Here is a 21,354-nt window from a genome sequence, read left to right as displayed (position 1 = left end):
GCGCGGTCGGCTCTGTCGGAGGCCCCCGATACAGTCGGGGGCACCGACTCCGGCACCCGTTGCCGCACCGACCGCGACATCCACGAGAGGGGCCCCGTGCGCATCCTGCACACCAGCGACTGGCACCTGGGGCGCACGCTGCACGGGGTCGACCTGCACGAGCCTCAGCAGGCCTTCGTCGACCACCTGGTGGGGCTCGTGGTCGAACGGTCGATCGACGTCGTGGTGGTCGCGGGCGACGTGTACGACCGGGCCGTCCCCGCGGTCCCCAGCGTGCGCCTCCTCGGCCGGGCCCTCGCGGGCCTGACCGAGCACGCCACCGTGATCGTCACGCCGGGCAACCACGACTCGGCGGTGCGTCTGGGGTTCGCGGCCGAGCTGATGCGCCCGGGCCTGCACCTGCTGGCGTCGGTCGACCTGCTCGACGAGCCCGTCGTCGTCGACGACCCGGACGGGCCGGTCGCCTTCTACGGGCTGCCCTACCTCGACCCCGACAGCGTCCGCAGGTCCCTGGCACCGGCGGGCGCCGACGAGCCGTTGCCCCGGTCGCACGCGGCCGTCGTGGGTGCGGCGATGCAGCGGGTGCGCGACGACCTCTCCGGGCGACCCGGCACCCGGTCGGTCGTGGTGGCGCACGCGTTCGTCGTGGCGGGGCCCGCAGCCGACCGCGAGCCCGACGGCGCCCCGACGCCCGAGCGCAGCGAGAGCGAGCGCGACATCCGGGTGGGCGGCGTCGACTCCGTGCCGTCGGCCGCGTTCGACGGCGTCGACTACGTCGCCCTCGGCCACCTGCACGGTGCCCAGCGCGTCGGCCCGTCCGGTCGCCTGCGCTACTCGGGTTCGCCCCTGGCCTTCTCGTTCGGCGAGCGGAACCAGGTCAAGTCGTCCACGATCGTCGAGCTGGCCGCCGACGGCTCGGTCTCGGTCGAGCTCGTCCCGGCTCCCGTCCCGCGACGACTGGCCGAGGTGACGGACTCCCTCGACGCCCTGCTCGACGGGCGCCACGACGACCTGCGCGACGCCTGGCTCCGGGTCTTCGTGACCGATCCGGTGCACCCCGAACGGCTCTACACGCGGGTGGCCGAGCACTTCCCGCACGCCCTCGCGATCCACCACACGCCCGTCGGCGCGGTCGAGGCCTCGGCGCTCGCCGCCGTCACGGCCGAGTCCGACCCGATCGAGGTGGCGGCCGAGTTCGTCGCCTTCGCCTCGGGCGGGGCGGCGAGCGAGACCGAGCTCGCCGTGGTGCGCGGCGCCTACGAGGCCGCACTCGCGAGCGAGGTCGGCGAATGAACCTCCACCGGCTGACCCTGAGGGCCATCGGGCCCTACGCGGGCGAGCACAGCATCGACTTCGCCGCGCTCGGCGCCTCGGGCACCTTCCTGCTCGAGGGCCCGACGGGTTCAGGCAAGTCGACCATCATCGACGCGATCGTCTTCGCCCTCTACGGCGGGCTCGCCGGTTCGGCCTCGACGCCCGACCGCCTGCGCAGCCACCACGCCGCCCCCGACGTCGAGCCCTTCGTCGAGCTCGTCTTCGAGAACGGAGCGGGCGTGCACCGCATCCGACGCACGCCCGCGTACCGCCGTCCGAAGGCACGCGGCACGGGCACGACGCCGGCGAACGCGACCGCCAAGCTGTGGCGCCTCTCGTCGCCCGACGCCGTCGACGGCGAGATCGTCTCGATCAGCACGCAAGAGGCCGGCGCCGAGGTCTCGCGCATCCTCGGGCTCACGCGCCAGCAGTTCGTGCAGACCGTCGTCCTGCCCCAGGGCGAGTTCGCCGCCTTCCTCCGCTCGACCGGCGAGAAGCGCAAAGAGGTCCTGCAGTCGCTCTTCGGCACCGAGATCTACGAGCGCACCACGGCCGAGCTCGTCGAGCGGCGGAAGGTCGCGAACGCCGCCGTCGCCGCCGCCGACCGCGACATCGAGCTGGCGCGAGCCAGACTGCTCGAGGCGAGCGGCCTCGAGGCCGAGGCCCTCGACGAGGGGCTGGCCGCCGACGGCGGGGTCGCCCTGCTCGGTGACCTCGAGGCCCAGGCCGTCGCCGCGTCGGCTCAGCGGTCACGGGTGGTCGAGGCCCGAGACGCGGCACGACGGTCCCTCGATCGCGTGCGGGCGCTGGGGGCGGCACTCGACCGACGAGCCGACCTGACCGTCCGGCGGACGCGCCTCGACGAGGGCGACGGCGAGATCGCCACGGTCCGCTCGCGTGTCGCCGCGGCGACCCGGGCCGCGACCGTGACCGACGCCCTCGCCGCGGTCACGCGGGCGACCGAGGCCGAGCGTGATGCGGCGTCACGCCTGGCCGAGGCCGCCGGGGTCGTCGCGGACGGCGAGACGACCGCGGCGAACGGCGAGGCCCCGCTCCGAGCCGACGTCGCCGCCCGTCGCGACGCCCGACTGTCGGAACTCGCCCTCCTGACCGAGGCGGCCCGGACCGAGAAGGCCCTGCCCGGTCGCCGCACCGCCCTCGAGGCGGCCGAGCAGTCCCTGGTGGATGCCGACGAGCGGCGCCGGGAGCTCGACGCGCACCTCGTCGCGGCCCCCGCCGTGCGGGCGTCGCTCGTCGTCGAGCGCGACGCCCTGGCCGACGCCTCGACCGACCTCGTCGCCGCCGAGCAGGCGACGGCCGAGGCGCGGCTCCGCCTGCGTGACCTCGACGACCTCGACGCCCTCGGCCGGGCCGTCGACGCGGCGTCCGCACGACTGGCCGACGACTCGGCGGCGGCACTGCGGGCCCTCGACGACGAGGCGGGCCTCCGCCGTCGGCAGATCGAGGGCATGGCGGGTCACCTGGCCGCGGCTCTGGTCGTCGGCGACCCGTGCCCCGTGTGCGGCTCGCGAGAGCATCCGGCCCCGGCGGCTCCCGGCACCGAGCACCCCACCGACGACCAGGTCGAGGCCGCGTCGCGGACGTCCCGAGCGGCCGAGGCCCGTCAGCGCGAGTCCGCCGCACGGCACGCGACCGCCGAGGGGCGGGCCGCGGAGGCCCGCCGCGCCCTGGGCGACCTGACCCGCGACGACGTCGAGTCCGACCTGGCCCGGCTCGCCCTGCGCGTGGCCGAGGCCACCCGGGCCCGTACCGCCCTCGCGGCATCCGAGGCGGCGCTCGTGGCCCACGACCGCGAGGTCGACGAGCTGCGGGCCGAGCGGGACGACCTCCGCGAGCGAGCCGCCACCGGCCGGGAGCGCGTGGCCGCCGACCGGCGGGCCCTGCTCGACGACGAGGCCGAGATCGCGCGACTGCTCGACGGTCGGGCCCCGACCATCGCCGAGCTCACCGCAGCGGTCGGTGACGGGGTCGAACGCGACACGCGCCTCCTGACCCTCCTTGACGCCGCCGACGTGGCGTCCGACGCGGCGGCCGTCCGACGTGCCGAGCTCGCGGCCGCCCTCGAGCGCAGCGGGTTCGACGACGTCGACCAGGTCGCCGACGCCGCCCTCGAGGCAGGCGACCTCGCCGCGCTCGAGGCGCGGGTCTCGGCCCACGAACGCGAACGGGCGATCGTCGCGGCCGGGCTGGTCGAGCCCGAGGTCGCGGTGCTGGCCGGCGACGAGGTGGCGGACGTCCCGTCGGCCGTCGAGGCCCTCGACCGGGTCGAGGCCGAGCTCGACGAGGTCACCGACCGCGCGACGCGCACCGGCGACCGGGCCGAGCGGTCGCGCCAGGCCCTGGCCGCCCTCGAGGCCGTGACCGCCGCGGCCGACGCCGCCGTCGAGCACGCCCGGGCGGTGGTGCGCATGGCGAACCTCGCCAGCGCCTCGACCGGCGAGAACGTCAAGGGCGTGACGCTCGGCACCTACGTGCTGCTGCGCCGGTTCGACGAGGTCGTGGCGGCGGCGAACGTCCGGCTGTCGGTCATGTCGAGCGGGCGGTACGAGCTCGCCTCGTCCGACGAGCGCGAGGTCGGGTCGCGCTCGCGCAAGACGGGGCTCTCGCTCGTCATCCGGGACGCGACCACCGACACCACCCGCGACCCCGGCAGCTTCTCGGGCGGTGAGACCTTCTACGCCTCGCTCAGCCTCGCGCTCGGCCTCGCCGACGTCGTGCAGGCCGAGGCCGGCGGGCTCGAGCTCGGCACCCTGTTCGTCGACGAGGGGTTCGGCTCGCTCGACCCCGAGACCCTCGACGCCGTCATGAGCGAACTCGGCCGGCTCAGTGCCTCGGGGCGGGTGATCGGCATCGTCAGCCACGTCGACGAGCTCAAGCAGCGCATCGCCGACCGGGTCGAGGTGCGACGCCGCCCCGACGGGTCGTCGGTGCTCCGCTCGACGGCCGGCTGAGCAGGCAGGGCAGCGCGGGTCGGCTCAGCGGGACGGGTCGGCTGAGCAGGGCAGCGGGGAGGGGCAGCGCGGCGGGCCGGCCGGCCGGGGCGGCGGGGCGTGCCAGCCGAGCGGACGACCCCCGTCCGAGGGTGTTCACCCGCGCGCACGGCCTCGTTCACGTGGCGGCCACCCGGCAGGAGTCTGCTGGTCCCCGCCCCGCGGCGACTCCGTCGCGTGGCGACCGGATCACGATCACGATCACAGGAGCAGAACCGTGTCGAAGAACACCCCGAACCGCCGGCGTGCGGCCCTGACGACGGGGGTCGTCGCGACGGCCGCCGCCGCCGCCCTCGCCCTCAGCCCCGTCGCCGCCTTCGCGGCCACCCCCGCGAACGTCGCCCAGAACGGTGGTGCCGCCCGCAGCATCGACGACAGCACGCAGCTGCTGCTCGACTCGGTGGAGGCCGGCCCCGCCAAGAACGTCATCCTGCTGATCGGCGACGGCATGGGCGACAGCGAGATCACGTCGGCGCGCAACTACGCCTACGGCGCGGGCGGAACGCTGCCCGGCATCGACGCCCTGCCCCTGACCGGCCAGTACACGACGTACTCGGTCTACCGGGACGGCGCGAACAAGGGCAAGCCCGACTACGTGCCGGACTCCGCCGCGACCGGCTCCGCCTGGGCCACCGGCACGAAGACCTACGACAACGCCATCTCGGTCGACGTCGACGGCGTCCCGCAGGACACCCTGCTCGAGATCGCCAAGGCCAACGGCAAGAAGACCGGCAACGTCTCGACCGCCGAGCTGCAGGACGCCACCCCGGCCGTGCAGGCCGCGCACGTCGCCGCCCGCAGCTGCTACGGCCCCGACAGCGTCACCCAGTGCGGCGCCGACGCGCTCGACCAGGGCGGCCTCGGCTCGATCAGCGAGCAGATCATCGGCACCCGTGCCGACCTGACCCTCGGCGGAGGCGCGACCTCGTTCGGCCAGTCCGCCCGTGCCGGTCAGTGGCAGGGCGACACCCTGTTCGCCCAGGCGCAGGACCGTGGCTACCAGGTCGTGCGCGATGCGGCCGGCCTCGACGCCCTGACGACCGCCGACCAGGCGCAGCCCGTGCTCGGCACCTTCACCGACGGCAACTTCCCGACCCGGTACGCCGCCACCACGGCGACCGTCGGCGGGGCCGACCTGGCCCCGCAGACCTGCCAGCCGAACCCGGCCCGCCTGTCCACCGGCCTCTCGCTGCAGTCGCTGACCGAGAAGTCGATCGACCTGCTCGACACCGGTGACCAGGGCTTCTTCCTGCAGGTCGAGGGTGCCTCGATCGACAAGCGCGACCACAGCGCCGACGCCTGCGGTCAGATCGGTGAGGTGCTCGACCTCGACGAGGCCGTCCAGTCCGCCCTCGCCTTCGCGAAGGCCGACGGCAACACGATGGTCATCGTCACGGCGGACCACGCGCACACCAGCCAGATCGTCGACTCGACGCCGCCCGCCACGCTCAGCACCGCGCTGACGACGGTCGACGGCACCACGATGAAGATCGCCTACGGCACCGCCGCGGCGGGCGGGTCGCAGCAGCACACCGGCACGCAGTTGCGCGTCGCGGGTTACGGCCCCGGTGCCGCGAACGTCGTCGGCCTGATCGACCAGACCGACAACTTCTTCACCATCGTGAACGCCCTGCAGCTCGACCGCGACCTCGACGGCCTCAGCACCGACGCGACGATCTCGGCTCCGACCGAGGTCGCCCCCGGCGCCGAGTTCGCGGTCAGCACCGCCGGCCTCGCCGGCGACCGCCAGGTCACGGGCACGCTCGACGTCGACGGCACGGTGACCGACCTCGGCATCGCCGACGTGATCGACGGCGTCGCGACCTACACCGTCACCGCCCCCACCGAGCCCGGCAGCTACACGATCACGCTGACCGGCACGCAGAGCGGCACGACGCTGGCGACGACCGTCGCCGTCGTCGAAGGCGCCGTCACCCCGGCTCCGACGACCCCGCCCGCGGCGGTCCCCGGTGACGGCTCGAGCGCAGGAGGCGCGGGGACGGCCGGCAACGGAAGCGGCCCCCTCGCGTTCACCGGCTCCGACGCCCTGCCCGCCCTGCTGCTCGCGCTGATGCTGGCCGGTACCGGTGCCGCCCTCGTGCTGCGTCGTCGCCACCGCGCGGCGTCCGTGCAGGACGGCGTGCAGCTCTAGGCGTTCCCCGCCCCGACACACAGGAGGCGCGGTGCCAGCCGGCACCGCGCCTCCTGCGTTCTCGGGTCGCGTCGGACCCTCGGGTCAGACCAGCGGGTCGCTGTCGGTCGAGCGACGCTCGACGCGCTCGCCCGTGGCCGGGTCGACCGCGCTGCGGGTCGTGGAGACCGTCGAGCGGCGGCGCGACGCGAAGGCGATGCCGATGATGGTCACGACCACGCCGGCCGCGATGAGGATGTAGCCGATCAGTTTGATGTCGATGCCCGCGACCTGGAAGTCGAGAGCGAACGCGAGGACCGCGCCGATCACGATCAAGGCGATTCCGCCGCCGATGCTCATGGGGTCTCCTTCGTCTGGCGCCGCCCCGGATGGGCGACGGCGCCGACGCGAGGGTCGGCGGGCCCCACAGTACCGACGGGCCGCCCCGATCGGCCACGACGCGGCGGAGGCGCTGCGAGGATGGTCCTGCCCGCCACCCCACCGCAGGAGATCCCATGACCGGACCCGCAGGCCCCGTGCCGCTCGACCAGCCGTACCACCGCGCCTCGCCGAAGGTCGCGGTCGTCCGGTTCTGGCGCAAGTACGCCACGTTCCACGGGAGGGCGAGCCGCAGCGAGTACTGGTGGTGGTTCGTCATCGCGTTCGCGTTCCAGGGGGCGTTGCAGGCGTGGGCGACCGGGACCGGTGGCACGTCGATCTGGGCCGGAGGCGACAGCACCGACTTGGGGTACATCGACCACCAGGGCGTCGTGCTGATCCTCTGGGCCGCCGTCAGCTTCCTGCCGACCCTGGCGCTGCAGTCGCGACGCCTGCACGACGGGGGCTTCACCGCCTGGTACGTGCTCTTCTACCTGCTGCCGGTCTTCGGGTGGCTGACCCTGCTCGTCATGTCGCTGCTGCCCTCGCGCGCCTCGGGCGAGCGGTTCGACTCGGGTGGCGAGCGGCAGTACCCGGGCCCGGCCTGACCCGGCCGGACGGCGCCGGAGTCCCGCCGGGACACGGCGGCGACGGCGTCGTCGAGAGCCCCGGTCCATTGCCGGTCCTCGTCGTGGACCACGTGGCACTCGTGGGCGCAAGGGGGTTACGGGGTCGGACCACCGACCGCTAACCTGTTCGCACTCCGGTGGGCCCGACCGCCGTGGTGGTCCCGTTGAGCGACGTCCGTCGCTCGTTTCCCGGTGGTGGACTCTGCGTGCGTCGGGCCTCCGGAGCCCTGACGCCCGAGGCCCCGGACGAAGCCGGTCCGACGCCGAGGCGACGCCGTCAGCCCTGCTGCGCCTCGTGCACCAGCTCGAGCGCCGCCCGCAGCCCCGCCGCCGGGACCTGTCCGGGCGCGCTCGTCGCCCCCGCCGATCCGAACGTGACGCACGAGCCGAACGTCTCGCCCGAGAGCCGGGACACGACGCCGAGCGGCCCCATCGACATGGTGATCGCGGGCACGATGCCGGCACCCGCCCGGAACTCGGCCGTGGCCCGCATCAGGGTCAGCACGTCGTCCGTGCCGGACGGCATGGCGGCGAACTTCGCCACGTCGGCACCGTTCTCTTGTTGTTCGAGCAGGCGTGACACGATCTCGCCCTGCGTGGGGGTGCCGCTGAAGTCGTGCGACGACATCACCACGACGAGCCCGGCGTCGTGCGCCGCGTCGACGAGCCCGCCGAGCAGGTCGGGGTCGGTGTACATCTCGACGTCCACGGCGTCGAGCAGCCCGGTGGCCATCGCCGAGCGCAGCACGGCGTCGTAGGTCGCGGGGGCGACGTCGTGCTCGCCTCCCTCGGGCTCGGTCCGCAGGGTGAACAGCAGGGGCAGCTCGGCGTCGAGCGCGCCACGCACCCGACGGACGACGTCAGCCACGAGGTCGAGGTCGGCGGCTCCCGTCGCCTCGGTGCCCGTGCGCACGGGCCCGTCGGGGTCCGGTGCCGCGGCGAACGCGGCGTCGACGAAGTCGATGCGCAGCTCGACCAGTTCGGCCGTGTCGGTGTCGAGCGCCGAGGCGGCGTCGACCAGCGTGTCGAGGGTCCGGGCAACGAGCGGGACGCAGACCGCGGGACGCCCGGTGCCGAGCGCGACCCGACCGATCGAGACCGGCAGTGGGGTCGCCATCGTCAGCGCGCCACGCTGTCGGTGGTCGACCGGTCGCGGATCGGCGAGCCCACGGAGGCGCGCATCGCGTCGCGCAGGACGCCCTCGTCGGGGACCGGCTCGTCCTGTGCCCGCCCGGAGAAGAGCCTCACCTGGCCGAGCGCCTGCTCGACGAGCATGTCGAGGCCGTTGAAGACGATGCCCCCGTCGGCCGACCAGCGCGATGCGAGGCGCGTCGGCCAGGGCTCGTAGGCGACGTCGAAGAGGACCGACGAGCCACCGGCCGGACGCAGGTGGAGGTCGTCCGCCGCGCCTCCGGGCAAGGTGCTGATGACGAAGTCCAACGGGCCGAGCGAGGGCAGCTCGGTGAGCGGGGCGACCATGACGTCGGCGCCCAGCTCGGCGGCCAGGGACGTCAGCTCGCCGGCGCGCATGGGGTTGCGCAGGTGGATCGAGAACGACCGGGCGCCGAGATCCCACGCGGCGGCCATCGCGGACAGGGCGGTCGCGCCCCCGCCGAGGATGGTGGCCGCGGCGGGCCGGGCGTCGTGGAAGCCCTCGACGCTGCGGACGATGCCGTCGACGTCGGTGTTGTGCCCGTGGCGGCGACCGTCGTCGTCGATGACGACGGTGTTGGCGACCCCGAGACGTCGGGCGAGCGGCGAGACGGTGTCGAGCAGGGGCAGCACCTCGCGCTTGAGCGGCATCGTCAGGCTCAGGCCGCGCCAGCTCGCGTCGAGGCCCCCGACGAAGTCGGCGAGCCCGCCCGAGGCGACCTCGACCCGGTCGTAGTCGAAGGGCAGGCCGAGGTGCTCGTACGCCGTGCGGTGCAGCACCGGTGACAGCGAGTGCTCGATCGGCGACCCCAGGACGGCGAGACGTCGGCGAGCATCGGTCACGGGTGGGCCCCTCCCTGCGCCCGCGGCTCGGACGACGACCCACCCTAACGCGAGGGCCCTGAGGGGGTGCGGGGTGGTGGCGACCGGCACCGCGCCTCCTCGTCCCGTCGGGTCTGGCAGGGTCGGTGCATGCAGATCCGACCCTTCGACGAGGCCGACACCGAGACCGTCGTGGCGCTCTGGGAGCGCTGCGGGCTGACCCGCCCGTGGAACGACCCGCGACGCGACATCGAACGCAAGCTGACCGTCCAGCGCGAGCTGTTCCTGGTCGGCGTCGACGCCGAGGAGGCGCTGGTCGCGACCGCGATGGCCGGGTACGACGGCCATCGGGGCTGGGTCTACTACGTCGCGGTCGAGCCCGATCGCCAGGGGGAGGGGTTCGGCCGGCAGCTCATGGCCGAGGTCGAGCGGTCGCTCGAGGCGCTGGGATGCCCGAAGGCCAATTTCCAGGTGCGCACCGGCAACGAGCGGGTACGGGCGTTCTACGAGCACCTGGGGTACTCGGTCGACGACGCGTTCGGCATGGGCAAGCGGTTGATCGCCGACTGAGGCGCGGTGTCCGGAGGCTCCGGTGGCGCCCGTCGGCGAGCCCGTCGCTCGGCCTCGCGGCGTCGGATGAACAACATGTGACGATCTTCGGCGGACTATTGTCGGGCACCCAGCGAGAACTTAGGGTCGTGTGGTGTGCCCCCTGTCGGGGGGTGCCGTCCCGCCCGAACCGTCTTCTCCAGGAGCACCGACGCCCATGCGCATCAGCCCCCCGTCATCCGAGTCCGTCCCGACGGGAGGCCGGCGGCGAGTCCGCGGTGCGGCCCTCGCGTCCGTCGCCACCGGCACCCTGCTGCTCGGCCTGGTCGCCGCGGCACCGGCCCAGGCCGTCCCGGTCACGATCGACCTCGTCGGCATCAACGACTTCCACGGTCGACTCGAGGCCGACGCCCCCGGTGCTCGCGCCTCCATCGCCGGCGCGGCCGTCCTCGCCGGCGCCGTCAAGTCGGTCGAGGCGCAGAACCCCAACACGCTCTTCGTCTCGGCGGGCGACAACATCGGCGCCTCGACGTTCACCTCGTTCATCCAGGACGACGAGCCGACCCTCGACGCCCTGAACGCCATGGGCCTCGACGTCAGCACGCCGGGCAACCACGAGTTCGACAAGGGCCAGGACGACTTCAACGGCCGTGTCCGGGCGAACAGCGAGTTCCCCTACGTGAACGCGAACATCCTCCGGAGCGACGGGACGCCCGCCTACGACCCCTACGTCGTCGAGGAGATCGGCGGCGTCCGCGTCGCGTTCATCGGCGCGCTGACCGAGACCATGCCGACGCTCGTCAGCCCGGCCGGCATCGAGGGGCTGACCTTCGCCCCCGTCGTCGAGTCGGTCAACGCCGTCGCGGACGACATCGTCGCGGCCGACGCGGCCGACGCCATCGTCCTGCTGCTGCACGAGGGCGCCGAGACCGGCAGCCTCGACTCCGTCACCGGCGACAACGCGTTCGGCGAGATCGCCCGCGGCGTCTCGGGCGACGTGTCGGCCATCTTCTCGGGACACACCCACCAGGGCTACGACTACCTCGTCTCGCCGTCCGACGGCGGCCCGCAGCGTGCCGTCGTGCAGACGGGCAGCTACGGGACGAACCTCGCCCGGGTGACCATGACGGTCGACCCCGCCGCCACCGCCTTCCGTGACCGCGTGACCATCGCCTCGCACCGTCTGGTGCCGCTCTACGGTGCCTTCACGCCCGACCCCACCGTCCAGGCCATCGTCGCCTCGGCCGTCGACGTCGCCGCCGAGCGGGGGGCCGAGGTCATCGGTTCGATCAGCGACTCCTTCAACCGGGCCTACAACGCCAACCCGGACGCCAACGGCCTCCCCGTCTCGAACCGGGCCGGTGAGTCGACGCTCGGCAACTTCGTCGCCGACATCCAGCTGTCGTCGACGACGGCGAGCGGTGCCCAGCTCGCCTTCATGAACCCGGGCGGCCTGCGGGACGACCTGCCCTTCGTGGCGCCGGACGGCGACGTGACGTACAAGGCCGCCGCGGCCGTGCAGCCCTTCGCCAACACGCTCGTCGTGGTCGACATGACCGGTGCCGAGATCCGCCAGGTGCTCGAGCAGCAGTGGCCGACCGCCGGCCGTACCAGCACCCTGAAGCTCGGCACGTCCGAGGGTCTGACCTACACCTACGACCCCACCGCGGCGGCGGGCTCGCGCATCGCGGCCGTCTCGCTCGACGGCGTGGCCGTCGACGACGCCACGATCTACAAGGTGACCGTCAACTCGTTCCTCGCCTCGGGTGGCGACGGGTTCACCGCCTTCGCCAACGGTCGCGCCCACGCCGACAGCGGCAAGGTCGACCTGCAGAGCCAGCTCGAGTACTTCGACGCCCAGGCCGGCGACCCGTCCGACCCCGACTTCGCCTCGCGTTCGGTCGGCGTCTCGGGGCTGACCGCCGCGCCCGTCGGCGGGTTCGCCGCCGGTGACACCGTGTCGATGACCCTGTCGTCGCTCGTCCTGCAGCAGGCCGCCGCGGACGCGTCGGGCACCGTGACCGCGACGCTCGACGGCGTCCAGCTCGCCTCGGCCCCGATCGACGAGACCATCCTCGACAACTCGGACGAACAGGGTCGTGCCACGGTGACCTTCGTCGTCCCCGAGGGCATCACCGCTCCCGCTGCCGGACCGGTCACGCGTCAGGTCGTGCTCTCGGTCGCCGGCACCGGCACGACGGCGTCCGTCCCGGTCGTCTTCGCCGCGTCGGCCGCTCCCGTGGTCGTCCCGCCGACCGACCCCGGCACCACGCCTCCGGTCACGACCCCCGGCGGCACCGTGCCCGGCACCACCCCCGGTTCGGGTCCAGGCACCACGCCCGCCGGCACGGTCCGCAACGCCGACGGCTCGCTGGCCTTCACCGGCCAGGACGGCCTGGGTCTCGCGGCCCTCGCCGGGCTCGCCCTGATGCTGGCCGGCGGCTCGGCGCTGGTCGTCGCCCGCCGCCGTCGCCTCCGCGCGACGGTGACGCCCACCGAGGGCTGACGCCCCCGGCACCGCACCACCGATTGAACGTCGCACCACGGAATTCCGTGGTGCGACGTTCCTTTCGTGGTGCGACCATCGCGCGGCGGTTCGAAGGCGACGGCGGCACGAGCGACCGGCACCGCGCCTCCCGTACGCTCGTCGGGTGACGACGTTCGCGTACCACCGCCTGTTCCGTTCCCTGCCCTCGTACCGGTGGTGGAAACCGCTGCTGGCGGCCGTCGTGGCGGCCGTCACGTACCTGCTCGCGTCGGTCGTGGTCTACGTGGCAGTCCTCGGGGTGACCACGGCCGTGGGCGGCACCGCCGCCGCCGAACGCCTGCAGCGCGGCATCGAGGGCGACGCCCTGGCCGCCGCCGACCCGCTCGTGCTCTTCACGACGCTCGCCTCTATCGCGGTCATGCTGCCGGCCATCATGCTGGGCACGCTGATCGTCGGTCCCGGCGCGGTCGGCAGCCTCTCGAGCGTCGCCGGGCGGCTGCGCTGGCGGTGGCTCGTGCGATGCCTCGTGCCCGCCCTCGCGTTCATGGCCCTGACGGTGGGGCTCAGCTACGTCGTGGTGCCCCCGCTGTCGGGCGAGCCGATCGGCACCGGCCCGGTCACCACGCCGGCCGACACCCTCGTCTGGGCGGTCGTCGTCATCCTCGTGGTCACGCCGCTCCAGGCGACGGCCGAAGAGTACGCGTTCCGCGGGCTCGCCATGCAGACGATCGGCTCGTGGTCGAGGTACCCGATCGCAGCGATCGTCCTTCCCACGGTCGGGTTCGCGTTCGGCCACGACTACAACGCGTGGGGCATGCTCGACGTCGCCGTGTTCGGCGTGGCCGCGGCCTACCTGACCTGGCGCACCGGCGGGCTCGAGGCGGCGATCGTCGCGCACGTGCTCAACAACACCGTGCTCTTCCTGTTGTCGGCCCCCTTCGCGGGCGTCGAGTCGAGCGACGGCAGCCCCCTCGCCCTGGCGGTGACGCTGGTCTCGACGCCGCTCTACGTGTGGCTCGTGCTGCGGGCGGCCCGACGCACCGGGCTCGTGACGGTCCGCAGCGCTCCTCTCGTGCCCGGCGCTCCCGCGCCCGGCGGACCCCTCGTCCCCGGTCCCCGTCCGACCGACGACCGTCCCCAGGAGGCGCGGGTCGACTGACCGCGTCGGCGGCCGCTCGTAGACTCGACGCGTGACCACCACCGCCTCGCCCGCCCTGGCTCCCGACGCTCCCACCGCAGCCCTCGACGTGCTGCACCGGGTGTTCGGCTACGACGAGTTCCGTGGCCAGCAGGCGCAGATCATCGACCAGGTGGTCCAGGGCGGCGACGCCCTCGTGCTCATGCCCACGGGTGGCGGCAAGTCGCTCTGCTACCAGGTGCCCGCCCTCGTCCGCGACGGCACGGGCATCGTCGTCTCGCCGCTCATCGCGCTGATGCAAGACCAGGTCGACGCCCTCGAGGCCGTCGGCGTCCGGGCGGCGTTCCTCAACTCGACGCAAGACCCCGACCGTCGTCGTGCGGTCGAGCAGGCGTTCGTCGCAGGCGAGCTCGACATGCTCTACCTCGCGCCCGAGCGGCTCAAGCTCGAGTCCACGAAGTCGTTGCTCGACCGGGGCCACGTCTCGCTCTTCGCCATCGACGAGGCCCACTGCGTGGCGCAGTGGGGGCACGACTTCCGTCCCGACTACCTCGAGCTGTCGGTGTTGCACGAGCGCTGGCCCGACGTCCCGCGCATCGCCCTGACGGCGACGGCCACCGAGACCACCCACCGCGAGATCTCACGCCGCCTCGAGCTCGACGACGCGAAGCACTTCGTCGCCGACTTCGACCGCCCCAACATCCAGTACCGCATCGAGGCGAAAGACGGCCCGCAGCAGCAGCTGCTGCGGTTCATCCGCGCCGAGCACGACGGCGACGCCGGCATCGTGTACTGCCTGTCCCGCAAGTCGGTCGAGAGCACGGCCGAGTTCCTGGTCAAGCAGGGCATCCCGGCGCTGCCCTACCACGCGGGCCTCGAGGCACAGACCCGGGCGCGCAACCAGGCGCGGTTCCTGCGCGACGAGGGCATCGTCATGGTCGCCACCATCGCCTTCGGCATGGGCATCGACAAGCCCGACGTGCGCTTCGTCGCACACCTCGACCTGCCCAAGTCGGTCGAGGGCTACTACCAAGAGACCGGCCGGGCCGGCCGCGACGGCCTGCCCTCGACGGCGTGGCTGGCCTACGGCCTGCAAGACGTCGTGCAGCAGCGACGCATGATCGACCAGTCCGAGGGCGACGCCGAGCACCGCCGCAAGCTCGGCGCCCACCTCGACGCCATGCTCGCCCTGTGCGAGACGGTCGAGTGCCGACGGGTGCAGCTGCTCGGCTACTTCGGTCAGGCGAGCACCGCCTGCGGCAACTGCGACACCTGCCTCTCGCCGCCCGAGTCGCTCGACGGCACGGTGCCCGCCCAGAAGCTCCTCTCGACGGTCGTCCGGTTGAAGCGAGAGCGCAACCAGCAGTTCGGCGCGGGCCAGATCGTCGACATCCTCGTCGGCAAGTCGACCCCCAAGGTCCTCCAGAACCGCCACGAGCAGCTGTCCACCTTCGGCATCGGCACCGAGCTGAGCGACGTCGAGTGGCGGGGCGTCGCCCGGCAGCTGCTCGCCCAGGGGGTGTTGGCGGTCTCGCCCGACGGCTACGGCACCCTGCTGCTCACCGACGCGGCGGGCGAGGTGCTCTCGGGCGGCCGCACCGTCCGGTTGCGGCGCGAGCCCGAACGTCCGGCGCGCTCGGCCCGAGCGCGGAGCGGGTCGGGTTCGTCGGGCCGCGGCTCCTCACGGGGCGCCGCCGAGTTGACGGGTGACGACGCCGCCCTGTTCGAGACGCTGCGCGAGTGGCGTGCCGGCGTGGCCCGGGCGCAGGGCGTCCCGGCCTACGTGGTGTTCGGCGACGTCACCCTGCGGGGCATCGCATCCGAACGGCCCACCTCGCTCGATCAGCTCGCGGGCATCAGCGGTGTCGGCCAGAAGAAACTCGACACCTACGGTCAGCAGGTGCTCGCCGTCGTGGGCGGCACCGCACCGGCCGAGGCGGCGGCCGTCGGGTCGTCCACGACGGCGTCGGCGCCGGCCGGCACGACGCCCCGCTCGTCCCGGGCGACCTCGACCGCCCCCGCTCGTGGTGCCCGCCGTGCCGCGCCGCCCGCCGTCGACGAGGTGCCCGAGGTGCCGGCCGACGATCTCTACGACGTGCCGGCCGACGCTCCCTACGACCCCTACGACGACGCCCCGCCGCCGCCCGACGACTGGCGCTGACCCGGGGTCGACGGGCCGAAGCCGAGCAGCGGGAACGCCTGCGACAGGACGACCAGCGCGACCGTCGTGATCACCATGGCCGAGAACCCGCCCAAGAAGGGCTGTCCGTTCATGCGGGCGACGTAGGCCGCCGCGAGCAGCACGGCCCCGCCCGCCGGGGGTGCCAACCCGATGAAGCGCATGCTCGTCCGGTCGAGCGCAGCGCCCCGTCGCGTCCGGCGGACCGACGAGACCGCCACGACGACGAGCGCGAGCCAGACGACCGCCGACAGCACGTAGAGCCCGGTCGCCACGACCGTCGCGGTGAGACCGACGCCGACCGAGGTGCCCGCGCCGACGATGCTGGCGACGGCGAAGTAGGTGGAGATCAGCGCGGTAACGCCGAAGACGACCGGCAGGCGCGAAGGGCGGGTGGTCATGGTCTCGTCGTCCAAGGCGGTCCTCTCGGGTCGTCGGGGCTGTCGTCGGGGGATGCGGCGGGGCGCTCGGGGGGCCGGGACGCGGCGGGGACGTAGGGGCCGGGGTCGGACCTGTCAGCGCCCAGAAGTGGGGAGTGCGGCGGGGCCGGACGCCGTGCAGAATCGGTCCAGCCCTGAGCCCGAGGAGGCCCACCCGTGCTGTCCACCGTGTACGTCAGTCGATCGTCGTACCCCTTCACCGACGACGACCTGGCCAACCTGCTGATGACCAGCCGCTCGAACAACGCCCGCCTGGGCATCACCGGCATGCTGCTGCACCGCGAGGGCCGCTTCATCCAGGTGCTCGAGGGGCCCGAGGAGGCGGTCCGCGAGCGCCTCGCCGTGATCGCGCGCGACCCCCGGCACACGGCCGTGCACACCATCGTCGACGAACTCGTCGAGGACCGGCTGTTCCCCGCCTGGACCATGGGCTACCGGGCCGTCACGGACGACCTGGCGACGGTCCTCCCGGGCTACGCCGACGTCTTCGACTCCGGCACCGGCACCGGCACCGGCACCGGCTCCGGTACGGGCTCCGCCTCCGTCGCGCGTGCCGCCGTCCGCGACGACTTCAGCAACCTGTCCCCGTCGTCGTCGCACAAGGTCCGCACCCTGCTGCGCTGGTTCCGTGACCAGCCGACCGACGTGACCGACGGGCTGTTCTCGCCCCGCGCCTCCTGATCGGGGCCTGCTGACCGGGGCCTCCTGACCCGCGGTCGGACCCCGCCGGGGTTGTGACCCCCGCTCGGCGTCGGAGATACTTTTCGGACGAAAGTATCTGCCGCCGTCTGGAGCACCCGTGTCGCACCCCACCCCGTCGCCCATCGTCGTCGCGCCGTCCCGAGCACCCGACGCGTTCGTCCACCTGAGCAGCGCCGGCGTCAGCCTGCTGCTCGACGTCACCGACGCGCGCCTGCCGGCGGTCCTGCACTGGGGCGCCGCCCTCGGCCGGCCGACGCTCGAGGACGTGCGGTCCCTCGCCGTCGCGGCGGTGCCGCCGTACGTCAACAACCTGATGGACGAGCCGGTGCGCCTGGCGATCCTGCCGGAGCACCACGCGGGCTGGTCGGGCAAGCCCGGGGTCGGCGGCCACCGCTCGGACGGCGCCGACTGGTCGCCGCGGTTCACGGTCGACACGCTCGACGTGACGGGCGAGGCGGAGGCGACCCGCGCCTCCTCGGGTCCCGAGCTGGTCGACGCCGGTGCCGCCGTCGTCACGGTCGAGGCGCACGACGACGTCGCCGGGCTCGCCGTCGTGCTCGAGATCGAGCTGACGGCGAGCGGGCTCGTCCGCACCCGGGCCGAGCTGACGAACGGCGCCGGGCGACGCCGAGGCGGTCGGTCGACCCCCGGTGACGACCACACGGCGAGCACCGCGGCCGGCGCCGCGAGCACGGCGGCGGACGTGTACACGCTGACCGACCTGCACCTGGCCCTGCCGGTGCCACCGCGAGCCCGCGAGATCCTCGACTTCGCGGGCCGCTGGGGCAAGGAGCGCACGCCCCAGCGCCGCGAGCTCGTCGTCGGCGTGCACGAACGCGAGGGACGCAAGGGCCGCACCGGCCCGGACGCCGCGACCGTGCTGAGCGTCGGCGTGCCCGGGTTCGGCTTCGGCGCCGGCTCGGGAGAGGTCTGGGGGCTGCACGTCGGGTTCAGCGGCGGCCACCGGCACTACGCCGAACGCCTGTCGACCGGGGCGCAGGTCCTGGGCGGCGGCGAGTTGCTGCTGCCGGGCGAGCTGCGGCTCGAGGTGGGCGAGTCGTACCGCAGCCCGTGGGTCTTCGGCTCGTACGGCGACGGCCTCGACGACCAGGCCCGGCGGTTCCACCGGTGGTTGCGCTCCCGCGAGCAGCACCCGACCCGCCCGCGCCCGATGACGATCAACGTCTGGGAGGCCGTCTACTTCGACCACGACCTCGCCCGCCTGCGCGACCTGGCCGACCGGGCCGCCGCCCTCGGCGTCGAGCGGTACGTGCTCGACGACGGATGGTTCCGGGGGCGACGCGACGACCACGCCGGCCTCGGCGACTGGGTGGTCGACGGCGACGTCTGGCCCGACGGCCTGTCACCGCTGATCGACCACGTCACGGGCCTCGGCATGGAGTTCGGCCTCTGGTTCGAGCCCGAGATGGTCAACGAGGACAGCGACCTCGCCCGCGAACACCCCGAGTGGATCCTGCAGACCGGCGACCGCCTGCCCCCGCGGTCGCGCGACCAGCAGGTGCTGAACCTCGGCATCGCCGGGGCGTTCGAGCACGTGCTCGGCCAGATGACGGCGATCCTCACCGAGTACGACATCGCCTACCTGAAGTGGGACCACAACCGCGACCTCGTCGACGCCGGCACCTGGCCGACCGGCGCCGCGGGCGTCCACGAGCAGACCCTCGCGGCGTACCGGCTGATGGACGAGCTCAAGGCGAGGTTCCCCGGTCTCGAGATCGAGTCGTGCTCGTCCGGCGGCGCCCGCGTCGACCTCGGCGTGCTCGAGCGCACCGACCGCGTCTGGGTCAGCGACTGCATCGACCCGCTCGACCGGCAGCAGATGAACCGCTGGACCATGCAGCTCCTGCCGCCCGAGCTGCTCGGCTCGCACATCGCCTCGGGCGTCAGCCACTCGACCGGCCGCTGGCACGAGCTGTCGTTCCGGGCGGGCACCGCCCTGTTCGGCCACCTCGGCATCGAGTGGGACCTCGCCCGGGCCACCGACGCCGAGAACCGCGACCTCGCCGGGTGGATCGCCCTCTACAAGGAGCACCGCCAGCTGATGCACACGGGCGACCTCGTGCGGGTCGACGAGGCCGACCCGTCCCTGCTGGTCTACGGCTCGGTCGCCGCCGACGCGAGCGAGGCCCTGTTCTTCCTCGCCTACGTGGGGCGGTCGGACGTCGCACCGCTCGGCCGCGTGCTGCTGCCCGGGCTCGACCCCGAGCGCCGGTACCGGGTCGCCCCCGTCACCGTCGGCTCGCCCGACCACGGCCTGACGCCCCCGCCGTGGTGGGGCACGGTGGACGAGGCCGGCGCCTACCCCGGGGTCGTGCTCGACGGGCGCGCCCTGGCGGTCGCCGGGCTGCAGGCGCCGTCGTCGTTCCCCGAGCGGGTCGTGCTGCTGCGGGTCACCGCCGCGGGGTGAGGCGGGGGCGGCTGCCCGATGAACCCCGTTCACGACGATGAACCCCGATGAATCGGGGTTCGTCTTCGCATGCGGGGTTCATCGGCGAACGGTCGGGTAGGAGGCGCGGGTCGGGCAGGAGGCGCGGGTCGCGTCCCGAGGGGCGCTCGCGGCCTCAGCGACCGAGCACGCGCGGCCTCGGCGACCGAGCACGCGCGGCGTCAGCGACCGAGCGCGTGCATCTGGATGGCGACGGCGGCGGCGCCGCGGGCCCACTCGTCGAACCGGAACTCCTGGACGAGCAGGCGGGGCGGTGGGACCGCCCGGTGGGCGTCGCGTGCGATCGCCGCGTCCACCGCGGCCCCGCCGACGGTCGCGAGCCGCACGCCCTCGCCCGACATGAGGACCACCTCGGGGTCGAGCACGTTCAGCACGCCCGCGATCAGCTGGCCCAGGACGTCGGCGGCGGTGTCGACGACGACCCGCGCCTCCTGGTGTCCGTCGGCGGCGAGGACGAGCAGGTCGTCGTAGGCGACCAGGCGGCCGAGGGCCCGGGCGGCGGCGGCCTCGACCGCGGCGACCGTGAGGAACGCGCTCGCGCAGTCGTGGTGGCCGAGGTCGCAGGTGGGGGCCGGCACGTCGGCGCGGGCCGCAGCGGCGGCCGACGCGGGCACGGGCGCGGGCGCGGGCACTTGCACCGGCGCGGGCAACGGCACGGGCCCCGGCACGGGCACGGGCACCGGCGCGGGCGTCGGCACCGGCACGGGCACGGGCACGCCCTCGGGCACCACGATCCGCTGGTGTCCGACGCTTCCCGCCGAGGAGTGCGCCCCGCCGAGCACCTCGCCCGCGGCGACGAGGCCGAGCCCCACGCCGGCGCCGATCGTGACGAGGGCGAACGAGCGCAGCCCGCGTCCCTCGCCGAACCAGAGCTCGGCCTGGGTCAGCGCACGGACGTCGTTCTCGACCCAGGTCGGCAGGCCGGTCGTGGCGGTCAGCAGCTCGGCGAGGGGCACGTCGTCCCAGCCGAGGAACGGCGCGTGCCGCACGTGGGCACGGTCGACGACCTGTCCGCCGACGGTGACGCCGACCGCACGGATGCGGTCGTCCCGGCGGCGGGCCGAGGTCACGACCGCCGCGACCTGGGCCACGACGGCGGCGGGCGACGGGTCGGGCAGGTCGTCGTCGTGCCCGCCCAGCACCCTGCCCCGCTGGTCGGCCACGACGACGAAGAGGCGGTCACGGGTCAGCTTGACGCCGACGAAGTGGTGGGCGTCCGGGTCGAGGTCGAGTGGAACCGACGGTCGACCCGAGCCGGACGGCGCGAGGGACGCGCGTTCGACCAGCAGCCCGCTCTCGAGCAGGGGTCTGGTGATGCGCGTGAGGCTCGGGCCCGACAGGCCGAGCCGGGCCGCGAGCTCGGTCCGGGGGCGGGCGCCGTGCACGAGGATGTCGAGCACCACGGCCTGCGCACTGCCGGCCAGCGGGGACCAGCCGCCGTCGGCGTGGCCGAGGGAACCGTGAGCGGGAGCGGCGTGCCCGGGAGCGTGGGAGTCCGTCACGCGACGATCCTAGGTGGCCGACCCGCGCCTCCTCGTCCCGACGTCGGGCCCCGTCCGGGCAGAGCCATCGCCGCGTCGGGTCCCCCCGACGCCCGTCGCTGCGTACCCCGCCACCCGAAGTGGGGGACAACCTCGGGGCCCCTCGTGGCCGAACATGAGTCGTGGTGATCCTCATGGACGAAACGCGCGAACTCCCCCTCTGCACGCTGTGCGCGTCGCCGACCCGTCTCGAGCCCAACCCGTTCTACGGCACGGCCCTCTCGGTGCACCGCCACGTGCTCGTCTGCACCTCGTGCGCGACCGTCGGCTTCGCCCCGGCCGTCGCCGACGCCCCCGAGGAGGCGCGGCGCCGGTCCCGCCCCGTCGGCCTGCGTGCCCGCGTGGCCGGCTGGTACCGCGCGCTGCCCTGACGCCGCGGCCGCGCCTCCCTGGGCGTCCCGTGCCGCCGAGCG

At 74.1% G+C, this 21,354-nt stretch carries 16 protein-coding genes; 11 read left to right on the top strand and 5 right to left on the bottom strand.

All coding sequences use genetic code 11. The features are described 5' to 3' along the window. The first annotated feature begins 96 nt into the window (after positions 1–96). From ARTHRO9V_RS09320 to phoA, 3 genes are all read left to right on the top strand, one after another. Complete coding sequence (locus ARTHRO9V_RS09320; RefSeq protein ID WP_159826776.1) at positions 97–1,293, top strand: exonuclease SbcCD subunit D; 1,197 nt, start codon at positions 97–99, stop codon at positions 1,291–1,293. After that, on the top strand, positions 1,290–4,286 hold the full coding sequence (locus ARTHRO9V_RS09315) for an AAA family ATPase (protein WP_159826774.1): 2,997 nt from the start codon (positions 1,290–1,292) through the stop codon (positions 4,284–4,286). Before ARTHRO9V_RS09320 ends, ARTHRO9V_RS09315 begins: the two co-directional genes overlap by 4 nt. A 256-nt stretch (positions 4,287–4,542) precedes the next feature. Further along, the gene (gene phoA, locus ARTHRO9V_RS09310; protein ID WP_236556999.1) at positions 4,543–6,477 is read left to right on the top strand and encodes an alkaline phosphatase; all 1,935 of its coding nucleotides are present in this window, start codon (positions 4,543–4,545) and stop codon (positions 6,475–6,477) included. 84 nt (positions 6,478–6,561) lie between these two features. Here phoA and ARTHRO9V_RS09305 read toward each other — a convergent pair whose 3' ends face one another. Further along, positions 6,562–6,816: a DUF6458 family protein gene (locus ARTHRO9V_RS09305; protein ID WP_043593189.1), complete on the bottom strand. Its 255-nt coding sequence runs from the start codon at positions 6,814–6,816 to the stop codon at positions 6,562–6,564. A gap of 155 nt (positions 6,817–6,971) precedes the next feature. Between ARTHRO9V_RS09305 and ARTHRO9V_RS09300 the strand changes: the two genes are divergently transcribed. Beyond that, positions 6,972–7,442, top strand: a complete 471-nt coding sequence (locus ARTHRO9V_RS09300; RefSeq protein ID WP_159826772.1) for a DUF805 domain-containing protein — start codon at positions 6,972–6,974, stop codon at positions 7,440–7,442. A 298-nt stretch (positions 7,443–7,740) separates the two neighbouring features. On the opposite strand, the gene aroD is transcribed toward ARTHRO9V_RS09300, so the two are convergent. Both aroD and ARTHRO9V_RS09290 read right to left on the bottom strand, forming a co-directional pair. Then, on the bottom strand, positions 7,741–8,580 hold the full coding sequence (gene aroD / locus ARTHRO9V_RS09295) for a type I 3-dehydroquinate dehydratase (RefSeq protein WP_159826770.1): 840 nt from the start codon (positions 8,578–8,580) through the stop codon (positions 7,741–7,743). 2 nt (positions 8,581–8,582) lie between these two features. Further along, positions 8,583–9,458, bottom strand: coding sequence for a shikimate dehydrogenase (locus tag ARTHRO9V_RS09290; protein WP_159826768.1), 876 nt, complete (start codon positions 9,456–9,458; stop codon positions 8,583–8,585). Between the two features lie 129 nt (positions 9,459–9,587). Here ARTHRO9V_RS09290 and ARTHRO9V_RS09285 point away from each other — a divergent pair, with 129 nt between their 5' ends. The 4 genes from ARTHRO9V_RS09285 to recQ all read left to right on the top strand — a co-directional run bounded on the left by ARTHRO9V_RS09285 (position 9,588) and on the right by recQ (position 15,773). Beyond that, positions 9,588–10,007, top strand: coding sequence for a GNAT family acetyltransferase (locus ARTHRO9V_RS09285; RefSeq protein WP_159826766.1), 420 nt, complete (start codon positions 9,588–9,590; stop codon positions 10,005–10,007). 196 nt (positions 10,008–10,203) lie between these two features. Beyond that, complete coding sequence (locus ARTHRO9V_RS09280; protein WP_159826764.1) at positions 10,204–12,492, top strand: bifunctional UDP-sugar hydrolase/5'-nucleotidase; 2,289 nt, start codon at positions 10,204–10,206, stop codon at positions 12,490–12,492. A gap of 145 nt (positions 12,493–12,637) precedes the next feature. Beyond that, positions 12,638–13,633: a type II CAAX endopeptidase family protein gene (locus tag ARTHRO9V_RS09275; protein WP_159826763.1), complete on the top strand. Its 996-nt coding sequence runs from the start codon at positions 12,638–12,640 to the stop codon at positions 13,631–13,633. A 31-nt stretch (positions 13,634–13,664) separates the two neighbouring features. Next, the gene (gene recQ / locus ARTHRO9V_RS09270; RefSeq protein WP_201298929.1) at positions 13,665–15,773 is read left to right on the top strand and encodes a DNA helicase RecQ; all 2,109 of its coding nucleotides are present in this window, start codon (positions 13,665–13,667) and stop codon (positions 15,771–15,773) included. On the opposite strand, the gene ARTHRO9V_RS09265 is transcribed toward recQ, so the two are convergent. Further along, complete coding sequence (locus ARTHRO9V_RS09265; RefSeq protein WP_159826762.1) at positions 15,734–16,192, bottom strand: hypothetical protein; 459 nt, start codon at positions 16,190–16,192, stop codon at positions 15,734–15,736. The two genes, recQ and ARTHRO9V_RS09265, sit on opposite strands and share 40 nt — an antisense overlap. 195 nt (positions 16,193–16,387) lie before the next feature. Here ARTHRO9V_RS09265 and ARTHRO9V_RS09260 point away from each other — a divergent pair, with 195 nt between their 5' ends. Both ARTHRO9V_RS09260 and ARTHRO9V_RS09255 read left to right on the top strand, forming a co-directional pair. After that, positions 16,388–16,912 (top strand): BLUF domain-containing protein, encoded by a 525-nt coding sequence (locus tag ARTHRO9V_RS09260; protein ID WP_159826761.1) that lies wholly within the window; start codon positions 16,388–16,390, stop codon positions 16,910–16,912. A gap of 118 nt (positions 16,913–17,030) precedes the next feature. Continuing rightward, positions 17,031–19,361: an alpha-galactosidase gene (locus ARTHRO9V_RS09255; protein WP_236556996.1), complete on the top strand. Its 2,331-nt coding sequence runs from the start codon at positions 17,031–17,033 to the stop codon at positions 19,359–19,361. A 200-nt stretch (positions 19,362–19,561) separates the two neighbouring features. Here the strand turns inward: ARTHRO9V_RS09255 and ARTHRO9V_RS09250 are convergent, their stop codons facing one another. Further along, entirely contained in the window at positions 19,562–20,902 is a 1,341-nt protein-coding gene (locus ARTHRO9V_RS09250; RefSeq protein WP_159826760.1) for an ROK family transcriptional regulator, read from the bottom strand. Between the two features lie 173 nt (positions 20,903–21,075). On the opposite strand from ARTHRO9V_RS09250, the gene ARTHRO9V_RS09245 reads away from it, so the two are divergent. Next, positions 21,076–21,312, top strand: coding sequence for a hypothetical protein (locus tag ARTHRO9V_RS09245; RefSeq protein WP_156155609.1), 237 nt, complete (start codon positions 21,076–21,078; stop codon positions 21,310–21,312). Positions 21,313–21,354 lie beyond the last annotated feature (42 nt).

This window comes from Frigoribacterium sp. 9N (assembly GCF_902506305.1).
In the GTDB taxonomy this organism is placed as follows: Bacteria; Actinomycetota; Actinomycetes; order Actinomycetales; family Microbacteriaceae; genus Frigoribacterium.
The sequence above is the reverse complement of the archived record's forward strand: the minus strand, read 5'-3'. Positions and strand labels throughout refer to the sequence as shown.

Bases quoted from the DNA above. Each gene is read 5' to 3' on its own strand.
- ARTHRO9V_RS09315 (WP_159826774.1), top strand. From the start codon at position 1,290: ATGAACCTCCACCGGCTGACCCTGAGGGCCATCGGGCCCTACGCGGGC.
- ARTHRO9V_RS09305 (WP_043593189.1), bottom strand. From the start codon at position 6,816: ATGAGCATCGGCGGCGGAATCGCCTTGATCGTGATCGGCGCGGTCCTC.
- ARTHRO9V_RS09300 (WP_159826772.1), top strand. From the start codon at position 6,972: ATGACCGGACCCGCAGGCCCCGTGCCGCTCGACCAGCCGTACCACCGC.
- aroD (WP_159826770.1), bottom strand. From the start codon at position 8,580: ATGGCGACCCCACTGCCGGTCTCGATCGGTCGGGTCGCGCTCGGCACC.
- ARTHRO9V_RS09285 (WP_159826766.1), top strand. From the start codon at position 9,588: ATGCAGATCCGACCCTTCGACGAGGCCGACACCGAGACCGTCGTGGCG.
- ARTHRO9V_RS09280 (WP_159826764.1), top strand. From the start codon at position 10,204: ATGCGCATCAGCCCCCCGTCATCCGAGTCCGTCCCGACGGGAGGCCGG.
- ARTHRO9V_RS09265 (WP_159826762.1), bottom strand. From the start codon at position 16,192: ATGACCACCCGCCCTTCGCGCCTGCCGGTCGTCTTCGGCGTTACCGCG.
- ARTHRO9V_RS09245 (WP_156155609.1), top strand. From the start codon at position 21,076: ATGGACGAAACGCGCGAACTCCCCCTCTGCACGCTGTGCGCGTCGCCG.